Genomic DNA, 14488 nt, shown 5'->3' on the forward strand with positions numbered 1-14488 from the left:
CTCAGGTGCGCGGGCGGATCGTCGGCATTCCGAGCACGGTGGCGCCGCCGGGGGTGACTCCTGCGGTCGGGGTGCCGCAGCTGTCGGCCTGTGCGCGATCATAGGCGTCTCCGGCCCGCGACGGCCGCACGCTGACACCGGAGTCGGCGAGGAGGAAGTACGGCTTCGCGTCGGTGACCGTCGCCGTGACGAAGTCTCCGGGACGCGGCAGCTCGATGCCGGCCGGCGGCGAGACGTGGACGAGCCGGTTGTCGGCGGCGCGTCCGCTCAGGCGCGGGGAGTCGGCGTTCGGCAGGCTCGTGACGAGGACCTCGACCTCGTTGCCGATGAGCGCCTTGTTCTCCTCCCACGCGATCTCGTCCTGGAGGGCGATGAGGCGTTCGAACCGCTCCTGGACGATCTCCTTGGGCAGCTGGTCGGGCATCGTGGCCGCGGGCGTGCCGGGACGGATCGAGTACTGGAAGGTGAAGGCCTGGGAGAACCGGGCACGACGGACGATGTCCATCGTGCCGGCGAAGTCCTCCTCGGTCTCGCCGGGGAAGCCGACGATGATGTCGGTGGTGATCGCGGCGTGCGGGATCCGCTCCCGGACTGTGTCGAGGATGCGCATGAAACGGCTCGTCCGGTAGGACCGGCGCATCGCCTTGAGAATCCGGTCGGAACCCGACTGCAGGGGCATGTGGAGCTGCGGCATGACGGTCGGGGTCTCGGCCATCGCGTCGATGACGTCGTCGGAGAAGGCCGCGGGATGCGGGCTCGTGAAGCGCACGCGTTCGATGCCCTCGACATTGCCGACGGCGCGCAGGAGCTTGGCGAACGCGCCCTTGTCACGGAATTCGGCGCCGTAGGAGTTGACGTTCTGCCCGAGCAGGGTGACTTCGACGACCCCGTCGGCGACAAGGGCTTCGACCTCGGCGAGGATGTCGCCGGGACGGCGGTCCTTCTCCTTGCCGCGGAGGCTGGGGACGATGCAGAACGTGCACGTGTTGTTGCAGCCGACGGAGATCGACACCCACCCGGAGTGCTGGGATTCGCGGCGGCTGGGCAGGGTCGAGGGGAAGATGTCGAGGCTTTCGAGGATCTCGACCTGGGCTTCGTCGTTGTGCCGGGCGCGTTCGAGGAGCGCGGGCAGCGACCCCATGTTGTGGGTGCCGAAGACGACGTCGACCCAGGGGGCCTTCTTCACGATCGTGTCGCGGTCCTTCTGGGCCATGCAGCCGCCGACGGCGATCTGGAGGCCGGGGTGGTTCTCCTTGACCTTCGCGAGTCGACCGAGGTTGCCGTAGAGGCGGTTGTCGGCGTTCTCCCGCACCGCACACGTGTTGAAGACGACGACGTCGGCCTGGGCGTCGGCGTCGGCGCGGACGTATCCGGCGTCGTCGAGGAGGCCGGAGAGGCGTTCGGAATCGTGGACGTTCATCTGGCAGCCGTAGGTCTTGACCTCGTAGCTGCGCGCATGCGCGTCGGTGGTGTGCGGGGCGTCGATGAGTTCAGTCATGGCCCCACCATTCTACCGCCGCGCCCGTAACTCCGCTGTCGCCGACTCAGCCCTCGGCGAGCACCTCGCGGGTGACCTTGAGGCAGATCGTCGAGGAGAACCCGCGGCGGGCGAGCATCCCGAGGATCCGGCGTTCGCGCACCTCGTGGTCGAGGCCGCGGGTCGACCGCGCCTTCTTCTCGGCGACGTCGCGAGCGAGGCTCTCCTCACCTTCGGCTCCGCCGTCGACCTCGTCGACGACACCGGCGATCGTGTCCTCGTCGATGCCCTTCCGGCTCAACTGCCGGCGTAGGGCCGACCGGGAGAGCTTCTTCCCCTCACGCTGGGCCTTGGCGAAGCGGCGGGCGAACTCGGTGTCGTTCAGGAGGTTCGAGCGTTCGAGCTTGGTGATGAGCCGGTCGATCGCGGCCGCATCGAAGTCGCGTTTCGCGAGCTTCTCCCGCAGTTCGGTGCTCGAGTGGTCGCGCATCGCGAGCATGTTGAGCGCCGTCTTCTTCGCCTTCGCATAGGACTCGGCGAACTCCGGGGAGTCCCCGACGTCGGGGCGAGAGAAGGAACATCGGCCCGAGCGGGCTGCTCCCCCGCCGCCGCGAGTCCGTCCCCCGCCTCGGCGACATCATCTCTCGCCGGCGCGACATCATCCCCCGCTTGCGCGGCGGCATCGCCCGCCTCGGCGAGCCCGGCGAAGAACCCCGACTCCCCCTGCGCGTGACGATGTTCGAGGTCGGAAATCGCCGCACGCAGGGCGCTGAGCTGAGCGGGTTCGGGCCCGGGCTCGTCTGAACGGCGAGTATCGGGAGTGCGCTCTTCGGTCATGGGTCTCCCCCAGTCATGAGGTCATGAGGTCGTACCGACTCCGCGTACAGGTCGCGCGGTCCGGCACACGGTCACGAGATCTCGACGTCGTCCGTCTCCTCGGCGGCAGCGGCATCGGGGGCCTCGTCCTCGACCTTGATGAGGCCCATCTTGTGCTTGATCTTCAGCTCGATCTCCTCGGCGAGGCCGGGGTTGTCGCGGAGGAAGTTGCGGACGTTCTCCTTGCCCTGGCCCAGCTGGTCGCCGTCGTAGGTGAACCACGAACCGGACTTGCGGATGATCCCGTTGTCGACGCCCATGTCGATGAGGCTGCCTTCGCGGGAGATGCCGTGGCCGTAGAGGATGTCGAACTCGGCCTGCTTGAACGGCGGGGCCACCTTGTTCTTGACGATCTTCGCCCGCGTCCGGTTGCCGATCGCATCCTGGCCCTCCTTGAGGGTCTCGATGCGACGGACGTCGATGCGCACGGAGGCGTAGAACTTCAGTGCCTTGCCGCCCGAGGTCGTCTCCGGGGAGCCGAAGAAGACGCCGACCTTCTCACGGAGCTGGTTGATGAAGATCGCCGTGGTCTTCGACTGGGCGAGGGCACCGGTGATCTTGCGCAGCGCCTGCGACATCAGGCGGGCCTGGAGGCCGACGTGGCTGTCGCCCATCTCGCCTTCGATCTCGGCCTTCGGCACGAGGGCGGCGACGGAGTCGATGACGATGATGTCGAGTGCGCCGGAGCGGATGAGCATGTCGGCGATCTCGAGCGCCTGCTCACCGGTGTCGGGCTGGGAGACGAGGAGCTGATCGGTGTCGACGCCGAGCTTCTTCGCGTACTCGGGGTCGAGCGCGTGCTCCGCGTCGATGAACGCGGCGATGCCGCCGGCCTTCTGGGCGTTCGCCACCGCGTGGAGGGCGACCGTCGTCTTGCCGGAGGACTCCGGTCCGTAGATCTCGACGACGCGGCCGCGCGGGAGACCGCCGATGCCGAGCGCGATGTCGAGGGCGACCGAGCCGGTCGGGATCGACTCGATGGGTTCCCGGACTCCCTCGCCGAGGCGCATGATCGCGCCCTTGCCGTAGTTGCGGTCGATCTGGCCGAGTGCGGCGTCGAGCGCCTTGGACTTGTCGCCGCCGGTGGGGATCTGCAGGTTCTTGGGTGTACGCGCCATGACCTCTCCTAAAGTGTTCGCAAACTGTGAGACCAAGGCTAGAAGATGGCACTGACATGACGACAGGGAAGCGATCTCCCCTGTGGACAACCGGCCACTCGTGGTCACAGGTCCCGTGATTCGCTCACCATCATAGCCGATATAAGAACATGTGTTCGAAATGTCGCGGCGTGTCGTTCGAAGATTGTCGGCACCCCTGCGCGCCGGCCACACCAGCCAGCATCGCCGCCAAGCTCAGCGGCTCAGAACGGCCGGGACCGCGGCTTCTCCTTGCCGAGACGCCGCGATTCGGGCACGCCCATCGAATCGCACACGGCGATCCAGATGTCACGGGGTTCGATGCCCTGGCGGAAGGCCTCGGCGGCGGTCACCGAGCCGAGGCTGCTCAGGGTGAGGTCGGTGTGGAGGGATGCGGCGCGCGCCTCCCCGAACTCCTCGTTCATGAGGGTCCAGTAGAGCGTGTGGCGCATTACGGCTTGGCAGCCAGCCGCGGGGTCGGGTAACCGCCCGGGTGGCCGAGGATCTTGTCCGAGAGCTCCTGCGGGATGGTGTCGGGGATGGCGACACCCTCTTCGAGGGCGAAGCGGTCCGAGACCTCGCTGAGCAGGGCCGAGACCGGCAGCTCAAGAGCTTCGCAGATCGCGGAGAGGAGTTCCGAGGAGGCTTCCTTCTGTCCGCGTTCGATCTCGCTGAGGTAGCCGAGCGACACGCTGGCTCCCGTGGAGACATCGCGCAGCGTCCGTCCTTGACGGCGGCGAGCGGAACGCAGGGCATCGCCGATTTCAACTCTCAGTAACATTGTGCGTCCCTCCCTTTGATCGCGCGATCGTGGATTCAACTTTACAGCCCGGTCGCGCGGGGGCGCCAACCTGAGCGGGTGAGATGGGGGTATTGCCAGTCCTTTCGGAGAAACCGGCGCGGTGGCATGTCTGTGCGTATGTCATCTTGAACACTCAACCATCGCACAAGGGAAGTTATTCCGCGCCGGTGTCCGTGCCGGCAGTGTCCGCGCCGACGGCGTCCGGACCGGCAGAGTCCGAACCAGCAGCCGCCCCACCGCTTCCCACCCCTCCCGTGCCCGGGTCGGGTCCGAATGCGAGCTTCGCGACGAACTCGCCGAGGCGCTCGACCATGGCCGCGACCGTGGCGGACCGGATCGCCTCCCGATCCCCGGTGAAGCGGTGTTCGACGACGTGGGCGCGGGAGCCGAACGCGATCGCCGTGTAGACGAAGCCGACCTCCTTGCCGTCCTGCGGGTCCGGTCCGGCGACTCCCGTGCAGGAGACGCCGATGTCGGCGACGCAGGCGCGGGCGGCGCCGACGGCCATCTGCGCGGCGACGACCTCGTCGACGGGTCCCGTCTCCTCGAGGCGGTCGGCGTCGACGCGGCGAGGCTCGCCTTGAGGTCGGTCGCATAGGTAACGAGGCCGCCGCGAACGACCGCGGAGGCGCCGGGGACGTCGACGAGGGTGGAGACGAATCGGCCGGCAGTCAGGGATTCCGCCGAGGCGACCGAGAGTCCCAGCTGCGCACAGGTCGCGATGATCTCCCGGGACTCCGCGAGCAGGTCACCGGCCATCGCCGGTCCGCGGGCCCTCGGAATCCTCGGCCCCGTCCGGTCCCGATCCGGGCCCGCCGGCATCGCCGTGGCCGGGCTGCCGGACCGAGCCTCCCGCAGACGTCCCGTCGGAGGCGGGACGGTCGGTCGCCTCGGCGCCGGAATGGGCGGTGCGGGCCAACCGCGCCGCCTGGATGCAGTAGTCGATGCCGGTGACGATCGTGACGACGATCGCGGCGGCCATGACGACCCACGCGACGACGATGAGGACCATCGCCACGGGCACGGGGACGATGAACGCGAGCGGCTTGAGCAGGAGGAACAGCCCGATCGCGACGGTCTGGAGGACGGTCTTGAGCTTTCCGCCCTTGGAGGCGGGCATGACGGCGATGCGGATCATGAAGAAGCGCAGCACGGTGATGCCGAGTTCGCGCACGAGGATGATGACCGGCACCCACCACGGCAGCTCGCCGACGATGCTCAGCCCGATGAGGGCCGCGGCCATGAGCGATTTGTCGGCGATGGGGTCGGCGATCTTGCCGAAGTTCGTGATGAGGTTGTATTTGCGGGCGAGGTCGCCGTCGATCTTGTCCGTGGCCATCGCCAGCAAGAAGACCGCGAGCGCCCACCACCGCGTCGTGAGGTCCTGTCCCCCGTCGTTGAGGAGGAGGACGAGGAAGACGGGAACGAGGAGGATCCGCACCACCGTCAGGGCATTGGGGAGGTTCCAGGCGCTCGGTTCGGCAGTGGGCGGGGTCTCGGGGCGATCGTTCACACCTCAACCCTATCCGAGACCGCTGCCGGGAGCGCGGATCGCAGCCGGGAGCGCGGATCGCTGCCGTGAGCGCTGACCGCAGCCGGGGCCGTGCAGCCGAAGCAACGCAGCGGACAGCACAAAGCCGGCCACCCCGATCGGTGGCCGGCTCCGCGGTCGTCAGCGTCCCGTCAGCTGCCAGGCGTCCTCTCCGGAGGCCTCGACGACTTCGAGTCCGGTCTCCGGGTCGATGTCGCCGACCTGGAGGTCCTCGGCGTGTCCGACGCCGTTGGCGTAGGGATCGGTGCGCGCCGAGGCGGCCGACCCTCCCGCCGGCGACGGACCGTGGTCGCCGCGATCGTCGTAGCCGTCCTCGTCGTCGAAGTCCTCGGCGAAGTCGTCGGCGGCCGATGGCGCACTGCCGGCCCCCGCCTCGGCGGGTGGGGTCTCCCCCTTGATGACGGCGAGGGTGGCCGGGAGGTCCTCGGGGCGGACGAGGACGTCGCGGGCCTTCGACCCCTCGGAGGGTCCGACGATGCCGCGGGACTCCATGAGGTCCATGAGGCGGCCGGCCTTCGCGAAGCCGACGCGCAGCTTGCGCTGGAGCATCGACGTCGAGCCGAACTGGGTCGTCACGACCTGCTCGGCAGCCTGGAGGAGGAGTTCGAGGTCGTCGCCGATCTCCTCGTCGATCTGCTTCTTCGGCGCCTCGACGGCGACGTCCTCGCGGTAGTTCGGGGTGAGCTGGCCCTTGACGTGTTCGACGACCTTCTCGATCTCGGACTCGTTGACCCACGCGCCCTGAACGCGCATCGGCTTCGCGGCGCCCATCGGGAGGAACAGGGCGTCACCCTGGCCGATGAGCTTCTCCGCGCCCGGCTGGTCGAGGACGACGCGGGAGTCGGCCAGCGACGAGGTCGCGAACGCCAGCCGCGAGGGTACGTTGGCCTTGATGAGGCCGGTGACGACGTCGACGCTGGGGCGCTGCGTGGCGAGCACGAGGTGGATGCCGGCGGCGCGGGCGAGCTGCGTGATCCGCTGGATCGAGGCCTCGACGTCGCGCGGGGCGACCATCATGAGGTCGGCGAGCTCGTCGACGACGACGAGGAGGTACGGGTAGGGCTGGAGGACGCGCTCGGACCCGGCGGGCACCTGGACGCGGCCCTCGCGGACGGCCTTGTTGAACTCCTTGATGTGCTTGAACCCGAAGTTCGCGAGGTCGTCGTAGCGGGCGTCCATCTCGCGCACGACCCATTCGAGCGCTCGGCGGCCTTCTTCGGGTTCGTGATGATCGGGGTGATGAGGTGCGGGATGCCCTCGTAGATCGTCAGCTCCACGCGCTTGGGGTCGACGAGGATCATCCGGACCTCGTCGGGGGTCGCGCGCATCATGATCGAGGTGATCATCGAGTTGACGAAACTCGACTTGCCGGCGCCGGTGGCACCGGCGACGAGGAGGTGGGGCATCTTCGAGAGGTCGGCGACGACGAACCCGCCTTCGACGTCCTTGCCCACGCCCATGACCATCGGGTGGTCGGTCTTGCGGGCGGCCTTCGAGCGCAGCACGTCGCCGAGGGCCACGTTCTCCCGGTCGGAGTTCGGGATCTCGATGCCGATCGCCTTCTTGCCGGGGATCGGCGAGAGGATGCGGACGTCGGCGCTGGCCACGGCGTAGGCGATGTTCTTGCTCAGCGCCGTGACCTTCTCGACCTTCGTGCCCGCGCCGAGTTCGACCTCGTAGCGGGTCACCGTCGGGCCGCGGGAGAAGCCGGTGACCTGGGCGTCGATCTTGAACTGCTCGAGGACGTCGCGGAGGGCCTCGACGACGCGGTCGTTGGCCTCGGAGCGCTCCTTGGCCGGGGGCCCGGGAACGAGGTAGTCGGAGTTCGGCAGGGTGTAGGTCACATCCCCGGCGAGCGTGAGCTGTTCGACGCGTTCGGGCAGCTGCTCCGTGGGAGGCGGTGCCGGGGTGTTCGTCGTCGGCACCGGCGCCGAGGCGGCAGCCGAGTTGGTCTGGTGCGCGACGGTCGGGGCGTCGTCGGCCATCCCGATGGCCTTCTTCAGCGCCGAGGCCTCGCGTTCGGCCTTCGTCGGGCGGCGCTCCCCGGGCTTGAACTTCGGTTCGGTGTCGATGACCGTCGTATCGGCTTCTTCGTCGGAGACCTCCTCCTCGCGGATGTAGGCCTTGTCGTAGGCCTTGTCGGCGAGGTCGTCGTCGACCGGCGGGTCGAGCTCGGGGATCTCCGTCTTCTTCTTCCGGCTGCGGCGCTTGGCGCCCATGACGGGTTTGAGGCTCGAGGTGTGGGTGTTCTCGGCGACGAGGTCGGTGGCGCTGGCCTCGGCGTCGGCGGCGGTCTCCGGGGCGGGCCGGGCACCGCCGGTGAGGCGCTGGTAGAGCGCGGTCAGTCGCCGCGGGATCGCCCGGACGGGGGTCGCGGTGATGACGAGGAGGGAGAAGAGTCCGAGGAGGACGAGCAGCGGCACGGCGACGTAGACGGTCGTCGCGACGACGAGCGGTGAGGAGACGACGAAGCCGAGCGCCCCGCCGCCGTTGGCCATCGCCTCACGCGAGTTGACGAACGTCGGGTTGCCGGCGGCGATGTGGGCGAGTCCCGCGGCCGAGAGCAGCAGGAGGATGATGCCGATGAGGATCCGGTTGTTGCCGCGGTTGTCGTCGCCGCGGAGGAACAGGCGGATCGCGTACCCGGTGAAGATCACGGGCAGGGCCAGGGCCACGCGGCCGAAGGTGCCCTCGACGACGTTGCGGACGACGTCGCTGATCGCGCCGGGGATGTTCCACCATTCGAAGGCGGCGATGACGATCGAGAGGCCGATGAGGAAGAACGCGGTGCCGTCCCTCTTCGTCGGGGACTGCTCGTCCGGTTCGTCGCTGAGGATCTTTCGCGCACGGTTGCCGGCCATGTGGGCCACTCCCCTCCACGCACCGGTGACAACGTTTGTCCCGGGGTCTTCGGTCCCCGCTTGTCCGGAACCACCCTTCGCCTTCGAGGCAGAGCGCTTGCCGGTGCCAGAAGCGGGGGAAGTCGTTCTGGTCGCCATGGTCCATATCCTAAGGTGATTCGGCGCGCGATCCCGGCAAATCCGCAGGTTTCGGCGCGCCTTGGCGGCGCTCTCCGATCGGCCGTGGGCACCGACGCGGTGACACTGCAGTTACGCCCTTAGGAGAGGGCGTATTTGTCGGTTCACCGCGTCGGCGGCTGTTCGCCGTCAGAGGCGCCGAGGCGGTCGCCGGGAGCGCTGGGGCGAGCGCTCGGGTGCATGGCGACGAAGACCGCCCACTCGCGCACCTCAGCACCGTCGCTGCGATGGGCTGAGTTCCGTGAGCGGAAGTCCTCGAGCAGGTCCTCGAGTCGTTGCCGGAACTCGTCGACCTCCTCGGCGGTGAGCATCGCGGCCATCCTGCTCATCGTCCGTTCGTCGGAGGGCGCGGCGGCGAACTCGGCGGTGAACGCCTCGATCATCGGATTCGCCACTTCGTCACCGAGATCGAGATACCAGCTCTTGCCCGTCGCGAGGTAGGGGATCTCGCGAGCTCCGCGCCGACCGCGACGCACCTCCTGAGCCTCGAGGAACCCGGTGTCGACGAGCATCCGCACATGATGGAGCGCGGTCGCGGGATTGAGCCCCACCGCCTCGGCGATCTCCCGGTTGGTCAGCGACTCGGAGAGGGTCAGGCGCAGGATGCGGATGCGCACGCTCGAGGCGAGCGCCTTCGCCTCGGCATCGGTGGCGTCGCGGCGCTCGATCGCTCGGGCCACGCGCTCGGCGTCACGCGGCGGTCGATCCGCGTCCCCGGCTCCTGCCTCCGCACTCATGCCCTCCACGCTAACCAACGATTGGCAGAAGTCAATGACTGTGTTGCCGGATGAACGCCTCGGTGCCACACTGGTGATTGAGAGAACTCAATCACTGCCGATCGCGGCGCCCGGCGGCGATTGCCGATCGCAGCTCATCACCCTGACTCGAAGAAGAGCCGATGACTCCACACGACCCCACCGAATCCGAGCCGGACCATTCGACCGACGGCCCCATTCCGCCGAGTGCACCCACGGTGCCGACGGGTCCGCCGCTGCCGCACCTGCCGACCGCATCGCATGAGGAGCAGTCACCGCCGCCTGGCCGAGTCCCGTCACGCTCTCTGTGGCGCCACCACGACTTCCGGCAGCTGTGGATGGGCGACACGGTCTCCGTCTTCGGCAACCAGTTCGTCCTCTTCGCCCTCCCCCTCATCGCCGTCCAGCTGCTCCACGCGAACGCCTTCGAGATGGGGGTCCTCGCCGCCCTCGAATCCGCGGCGTTCCTCCTCATCAGCCTGCCCGCCGGTGCCTGGGTCGACCGGATGCGGAAGAAGCGCATCATCGTGGCCGGCGACCTCGTGCGCGCCGGACTCCTCCTGACGATCCCCCTGGCGTGGGCGCTCGGCCTGCTCTCGATCGGCCAGCTGTGGATCATCGCCGCCCTCGTCGGCGTCGTCACCGTCTTCTTCGACGTCGCCAACCAGTCGTACCTGCCCGAGATCGTCGCCGGCGACCAGATCAGCGACGGCAACGGGAAGCTCCAGGCGAGCCAGCAGACGGCGTCCGTCGTCGGACCATCCGCGGCATCCGGTCTCGTCGGGCTCATCGGCGGACCCCTGACGGTCGGAGTGACGAGTGTGTGCATGGCGCTCTCGAGCCTGTTCGTCAGCCGGATCCGCCACCAGGAGGACCGGCCGGACGCGGGCACCGACACGACGCTCATCGCCGACATCCGCGAGGGCCTCGCCTTCGTCCTCAGCCACCCGTTGCTGCGTCGCATCGTCGCCTGCACGGGCCTGACGAACCTCGCGTCCTCCGCGGTCTTCGGCCTCCTCGTCCTCTACGCGCTGCGCACACTCGAGTTCAATGAGTTCCAGCTCGGGCTCGTCATGTCGATCGGGGCTGTCGGCGGAATCCTCGGGGCACTGAGCTCGTCGTGGGTGCAGAAGGTCGTCGGCGAGGGCCGGTCGATCGCCGTGTCGGCCGTGATCGGCGGTCTCTGCTGCCTCACCGTGCCGGCCGCCTCGGTGTTGCCGGCCCTGCCGACCCTGCTCCTCGGCTGGTTCGTCCTCTCGGGGATGGTCGTCGTCTACAACGTCGCGCAGGTGAGCTTCCGCCAGCGCCTGTGCCCGAAACCGCTGCTCGGCCGGATGAACGCCTCGATCCGCTTCCTCGTGTGGGGGCCGATGCCGATCGGCGCGTTCCTCGGCGGGACCATCGCGCACGCGATCGGCATCGTTCCCACCCTGTGGATCTTCGCGGGCCTCGCCGTGCTCTCCGCCCTGCCCGTGCTCATCTCACCGCTGGCCGGGATGCGCACCCTCCCCCGCGAACTCGACGCACTCGCGAACTCCACCCCCGCGTCGTGACCGCCGGGATCACCTCGGCGGGGAGATCACGGGTTGCGGTGACCACCTCGGCGAGGGACCACCGTCCGGCACCCCGCCTCGGCGAACTATTCCAACGCAGTGAACCGACACCTGCGCGCCGAACCGACGCCTCGAACGCCCCACGGCGCTGTCCTCCGGACGCAGAGTGTCGATCATCGAGCCCGAAATCAACACTCTGCGTCCGGAACTCCCAGCACCCCGGGTGCCACCGGGATGGGCACCGACTTCAGGACGTTCTGGGCAGAGAAAACGCGCCGAAACCTGTCCAGAAGACCTCGACTCGGCCGCAACGCCCAACAATCCAGCCCAGCACAGTGCCACAGGCCCGGCCGCGCCACCCGCCGACGCCCTGGCGCAACACATACGCAGTGAACCGACACTTACGCAGTGACACAACCGGTCGGACAACAATGACGCGGTGAAACGACAAATACGCCCTCAGCTGAGGGCGTATTTGTCGTTTCACCGCGTCGAAGCAGGTAGGGTCGGCCGAACGGGCCGCGCCGAACCCCGCCGATCCGACCCGGCCGACCCCGGGGTCAGTCCATCTTCGCGTACGCGGGCAGGGTGAGGAAGTCGACGTAGTCCGGCGCCACGGCCACGGAGAGGAAGAGGTCGGTGGCGTCCTTCCAGTCCGCGGGGTCACCGGGGAGGCCGGCGACCTCCTCCGCGACGAGCTTCTCGACGAGCTCCCGGGTCACCGTCTCACCGGTGTCGAGTTCGACCCCGGCGTCGAGCCACTGCCACACCTGCGAGCGGGAGATCTCCGCGGTCGCGGCGTCCTCCATGAGCCCGTGGATGGCGACTGCGCCGTTGCCTTCGAGCCACGCCCGCAGGTACTGGATGCCGACGTTGATGTTCGTCCGCAGCCCCGCCTCGGTGATGGCACCCGGCGTCGACTTGACGTCGAGGAGTTCGGCCGCGGTGACGGAGACGTCCTCGCGCTTGTTGTCGATCTGGTTGGGCTTGTCGCCGAGGGTCTCCGTGAAGACCTCCTTGCACAGGGCGACCATGCCCGGGTGCGCGACCCACGAGCCGTCGAATCCGTTGCCGGCCTCACGGGACTTGTCCTCGCGGACCTTGGCGAACGCCGCCTCGTTGGCCGCCGGGTCCTTCGCCGCACGAACGCGCTCATGCCGCCGATCGCGTGGGCCCCGCGCTTGTGGCACGTGCGCACGAGCAGCTCGGTGTAGGCGCGCATGAACGGCACCGTCATCGTCACGTCCGAGCGGTCGGGCAGCAGGTAGTCGGCACCGCGGGAGCGGAAGTTCTTGATGACGGAGAAGATGTAGTCCCAGCGCCCGGCGTTGAGCCCGGCCGAGTGCTCGCGCAGCTCGTAGAGGATCTCCTCCATCTCGAACGCCGCGGGGTAGGTCTCGATGAGCACGGTCGCGCGGATCGTGCCGCGGGCCAGGCCGAAGGCGTCCTCGGCGTACTCGAAGACCTGGTTCCACAGGCGCGCTTCGAGGTGGGACTCCATCTTCGCGAGGTAGAAGTACGGGCCCTTGCCCTTCTCGATCTGCTTCTGACCGGCGGTGGCGAAGTAGAGCGCGAAGTCGACGAGCGAACCCGAGGTCTCCTCGCCGTCGACGAGGATGTGCTTCTCCGGCATGTGCCAACCGCGGGGTCGCACGACGATCGTCGGCAGCTCCTCGTCGGGGGCGAGCGTGTACTCCTTGCCCTCGGGCGAGGTGAAGTCGATCTCGCGGTTGAGCGCGTCGAGGAGGTTGATCTGACCGCCGATGACCGAATCCCACTGCGGGGTGTTCGCGTCCTCCTGGTCGGCCAGCCACACCTTCGCGCCCGAGTTGAGCGCGTTGATCGTCATCTTCTTGTACGTCGGACCGGTGACCTCGACGCGGCGGTCCTCGAGCCCGGGCGCCGGCGGGGCGACCTGCCAGCTCTCGTCCTCGCGGATCTCCTTGGTCTCGGGAAGGAAGTCGAGATCGGCCCCATTGGCGATCTCCTGCTGGCGAACCCGACGAGCTTCGAGGCGCTCGAGCCGGTCGCCGTTGAACTTCCGGTGCAGCTCGACGATGAGCTTGAGCGCTTCCGGGGTGAGGACCTTCTCCGCGCCGTCCGGCAGTTCGCCGGTGATCTCCATTCCGGCGGGAATGTCGAGGTTCTCGATATGAGCAGTCATCGGTGGTTCTCCTTTTTGTCGCACCGGGGCCGGTGCGTCGAGTATCGCGGGCAGCGGGGTTTGGCCGGCGAAACTTTCACATCGTGAAATTGTTTGTTCACACACCGAAAGAATATGTTGTGATACACATCTCGTCAAACCGCCGTTCCCGGCTCCTCGACTCACCTCGCCGAGGCGGCTCCCCCGTTCACATGGACCGATGCGTCCGCGCGTCAGTGGTTGTGGCCGTTGCGTCCGAGCGAGGTCACCGGCGCCGCCCCGTGGCGGGTCCACTGGGGCACCGGTCGACTCGTCGGCCCCCACGTCGCGGCACCCGTGTCGTCGGTGCGCCAGTACCAGCCGACCGGGGCGCCTCGGCCGCCCACCGGCGATCCGGCGTCGGGGACCTCGGGCCAGCCCGCGGGCACCTTCTCCCAGCCCTCGCGCCTGCCGAGCGGAGTCATGTCGAGCAGACCGAGGAACCCGGTCACCGGTTCGACACCCCGTCCGGTCGTCGCATACGTGAGGAAGACCCGGTCGCCTCGGCGCGCGAAGCTGAGCAGGGAGCCCATGTCCCCGCCGAGCGGCTCGTCGAGACCGCGCACGGAATACCACGGCTGCTCATAGCCCATGAAGTGGACGAACGGGCGCACCTCGGACCAGGCGCCGGAGGTGAGGACGGCGAACGAGACGCCGCGGGCGTTGAGGTAGACCGAGTCGCGCAGACTCCATGCCACCGCAGTGCAGCCTTCGCACTGTCCCTGGTGGGGCGCCCCGTCGTACCACATGTGCTTGTAGACGATGAGCTCGTCACGGCCGTCGAAGAGGTCGCGGAAGGCGACCGGGCCGTCCTCGCCGTGGACTTCGGCGTCCCCGTCGATCTCGACCATCGGCAGCGTGCGGCGGGCGGCGGCGATGGCGTCCGCCTCGGTGGTGTGGGCCTTCTCCCGGTCGAGGATCTCCGCCCGGGCATTGCGCCAGGTGTCGGCGTCGACGACCTCGGGCAGTCCGGGGATCTGGTCAGCGGACTCTCTGCTGATGTACGTCATGACAACCGACTCCTTCGTCCCCGGCCTGGTGCCGTGCCTGCGCTCGCCGCTGTCCGACAAGCGCCACTGCTCTGACACTATCGACACTCACGCGGGGACTCAAGAGC

Annotated in this window: 11 protein-coding genes and 3 pseudogenes; 2 read left to right on the plus strand and 12 right to left on the minus strand. The window is 68.4% G+C overall.

All coding sequences use genetic code 11. The annotated features are described in order from the left end of the window. Position 1 precedes the first annotated feature (1 nt). Positions 2 to 1498 carry a tRNA (N6-isopentenyl adenosine(37)-C2)-methylthiotransferase MiaB gene (miaB, locus tag AC2W7K_RS09615; RefSeq protein ID WP_486006078.1) on the minus strand — a complete coding sequence of 499 codons (1497 nt, stop codon included), beginning with the start codon at positions 1496 to 1498 and terminating at the stop codon, positions 2 to 4. A 46-nt stretch (positions 1499 to 1544) separates the two neighbouring features. Beyond that, entirely contained in the window at positions 1545 to 1967 is a 423-nt protein-coding gene (locus tag AC2W7K_RS09620) for a regulatory protein RecX (RefSeq protein WP_486006079.1), read from the minus strand. A 179-nt stretch (positions 1968 to 2146) separates the two neighbouring features. Between AC2W7K_RS09620 and AC2W7K_RS09625 the strand changes: the two genes are divergently transcribed. Further along, positions 2147 to 2281 carry a hypothetical protein gene (locus AC2W7K_RS09625; protein WP_486006080.1) on the plus strand — a complete coding sequence of 45 codons (135 nt, stop codon included), beginning with the start codon at positions 2147 to 2149 and terminating at the stop codon, positions 2279 to 2281. 104 nt (positions 2282 to 2385) lie between these two features. Here AC2W7K_RS09625 and recA read toward each other — a convergent pair whose 3' ends face one another. The 8 genes and pseudogenes from recA to AC2W7K_RS09665 form a co-directional block, all read right to left on the minus strand. Further along, entirely contained in the window at positions 2386 to 3471 is a 1086-nt protein-coding gene (gene recA, locus AC2W7K_RS09630) for a recombinase RecA (protein ID WP_344251738.1), read from the minus strand. Between the two features lie 242 nt (positions 3472 to 3713). Continuing rightward, the gene (locus AC2W7K_RS09635) at positions 3714 to 3941 is read right to left on the minus strand and encodes a DUF3046 domain-containing protein (RefSeq protein ID WP_137826353.1); all 228 of its coding nucleotides are present in this window, start codon (positions 3939 to 3941) and stop codon (positions 3714 to 3716) included. Beyond that, the gene (locus AC2W7K_RS09640; RefSeq protein ID WP_376870422.1) at positions 3941 to 4309 is read right to left on the minus strand and encodes a helix-turn-helix domain-containing protein; all 369 of its coding nucleotides are present in this window, start codon (positions 4307 to 4309) and stop codon (positions 3941 to 3943) included. Before AC2W7K_RS09640 ends, AC2W7K_RS09635 begins: the two co-directional genes overlap by 1 nt. Positions 4310 to 4445: 136 nt before the next feature. After that, positions 4446 to 4799, minus strand: coding sequence for a CinA family protein (locus AC2W7K_RS09645; protein ID WP_486006081.1), 354 nt, complete (start codon positions 4797 to 4799; stop codon positions 4446 to 4448). 122 nt (positions 4800 to 4921) lie between these two features. Further along, positions 4922 to 5113 (minus strand): annotated as a pseudogene (locus tag AC2W7K_RS09650) (hypothetical protein); the annotation flags it as partial. Continuing rightward, complete coding sequence (gene pgsA / locus AC2W7K_RS09655) at positions 5040 to 5804, minus strand: CDP-diacylglycerol--glycerol-3-phosphate 3-phosphatidyltransferase (RefSeq protein ID WP_344251736.1); 765 nt, start codon at positions 5802 to 5804, stop codon at positions 5040 to 5042. The pseudogene AC2W7K_RS09650 and the gene pgsA, both read right to left, overlap by 74 nt. A 159-nt stretch (positions 5805 to 5963) precedes the next feature. After that, positions 5964 to 8704 (minus strand): annotated as a pseudogene (locus tag AC2W7K_RS09660) (DNA translocase FtsK). Positions 8705 to 8985: 281 nt separating this feature from the next. Beyond that, positions 8986 to 9618: an ArsR/SmtB family transcription factor gene (locus tag AC2W7K_RS09665; RefSeq protein WP_344251734.1), complete on the minus strand. Its 633-nt coding sequence runs from the start codon at positions 9616 to 9618 to the stop codon at positions 8986 to 8988. A gap of 161 nt (positions 9619 to 9779) precedes the next feature. On the opposite strand from AC2W7K_RS09665, the gene AC2W7K_RS09670 reads away from it, so the two are divergent. Then, positions 9780 to 11189 (plus strand): MFS transporter, encoded by a 1410-nt coding sequence (locus tag AC2W7K_RS09670; RefSeq protein WP_344251733.1) that lies wholly within the window; start codon positions 9780 to 9782, stop codon positions 11187 to 11189. A 560-nt stretch (positions 11190 to 11749) separates the two neighbouring features. Here the strand turns inward: AC2W7K_RS09670 and aceB are convergent. Both aceB and AC2W7K_RS09680 read right to left on the minus strand, forming a co-directional pair. Next, positions 11750 to 13353 (minus strand): annotated as a pseudogene (aceB, locus tag AC2W7K_RS09675) (malate synthase A). A 212-nt stretch (positions 13354 to 13565) separates the two neighbouring features. After that, positions 13566 to 14381, minus strand: coding sequence for a DUF899 family protein (locus AC2W7K_RS09680; RefSeq protein WP_344251732.1), 816 nt, complete (start codon positions 14379 to 14381; stop codon positions 13566 to 13568). Positions 14382 to 14488 lie beyond the last annotated feature (107 nt).

This window comes from Brevibacterium sp. LAARM2_SD2 (assembly GCF_057364785.1).

Bases quoted from the DNA above. Each gene is read 5' to 3' on its own strand.
- recA (WP_344251738.1), bottom strand. From the start codon at position 3,471: ATGGCGCGTACACCCAAGAACCTGCAGATCCCCACCGGCGGCGACAAG.
- AC2W7K_RS09645 (WP_486006081.1), bottom strand. From the start codon at position 4,799: ATGGCCGTCGGCGCCGCCCGCGCCTGCGTCGCCGACATCGGCGTCTCC.
- AC2W7K_RS09680 (WP_344251732.1), bottom strand. From the start codon at position 14,381: ATGACGTACATCAGCAGAGAGTCCGCTGACCAGATCCCCGGACTGCCC.
- miaB (WP_486006078.1), bottom strand. From the start codon at position 1,498: ATGACTGAACTCATCGACGCCCCGCACACCACCGACGCGCATGCGCGC.
- AC2W7K_RS09670 (WP_344251733.1), top strand. From the start codon at position 9,780: ATGACTCCACACGACCCCACCGAATCCGAGCCGGACCATTCGACCGAC.
- AC2W7K_RS09620 (WP_486006079.1), bottom strand. From the start codon at position 1,967: ATGCGCGACCACTCGAGCACCGAACTGCGGGAGAAGCTCGCGAAACGC.
- AC2W7K_RS09665 (WP_344251734.1), bottom strand. From the start codon at position 9,618: ATGAGTGCGGAGGCAGGAGCCGGGGACGCGGATCGACCGCCGCGTGAC.
- AC2W7K_RS09635 (WP_137826353.1), bottom strand. From the start codon at position 3,941: ATGCGCCACACGCTCTACTGGACCCTCATGAACGAGGAGTTCGGGGAG.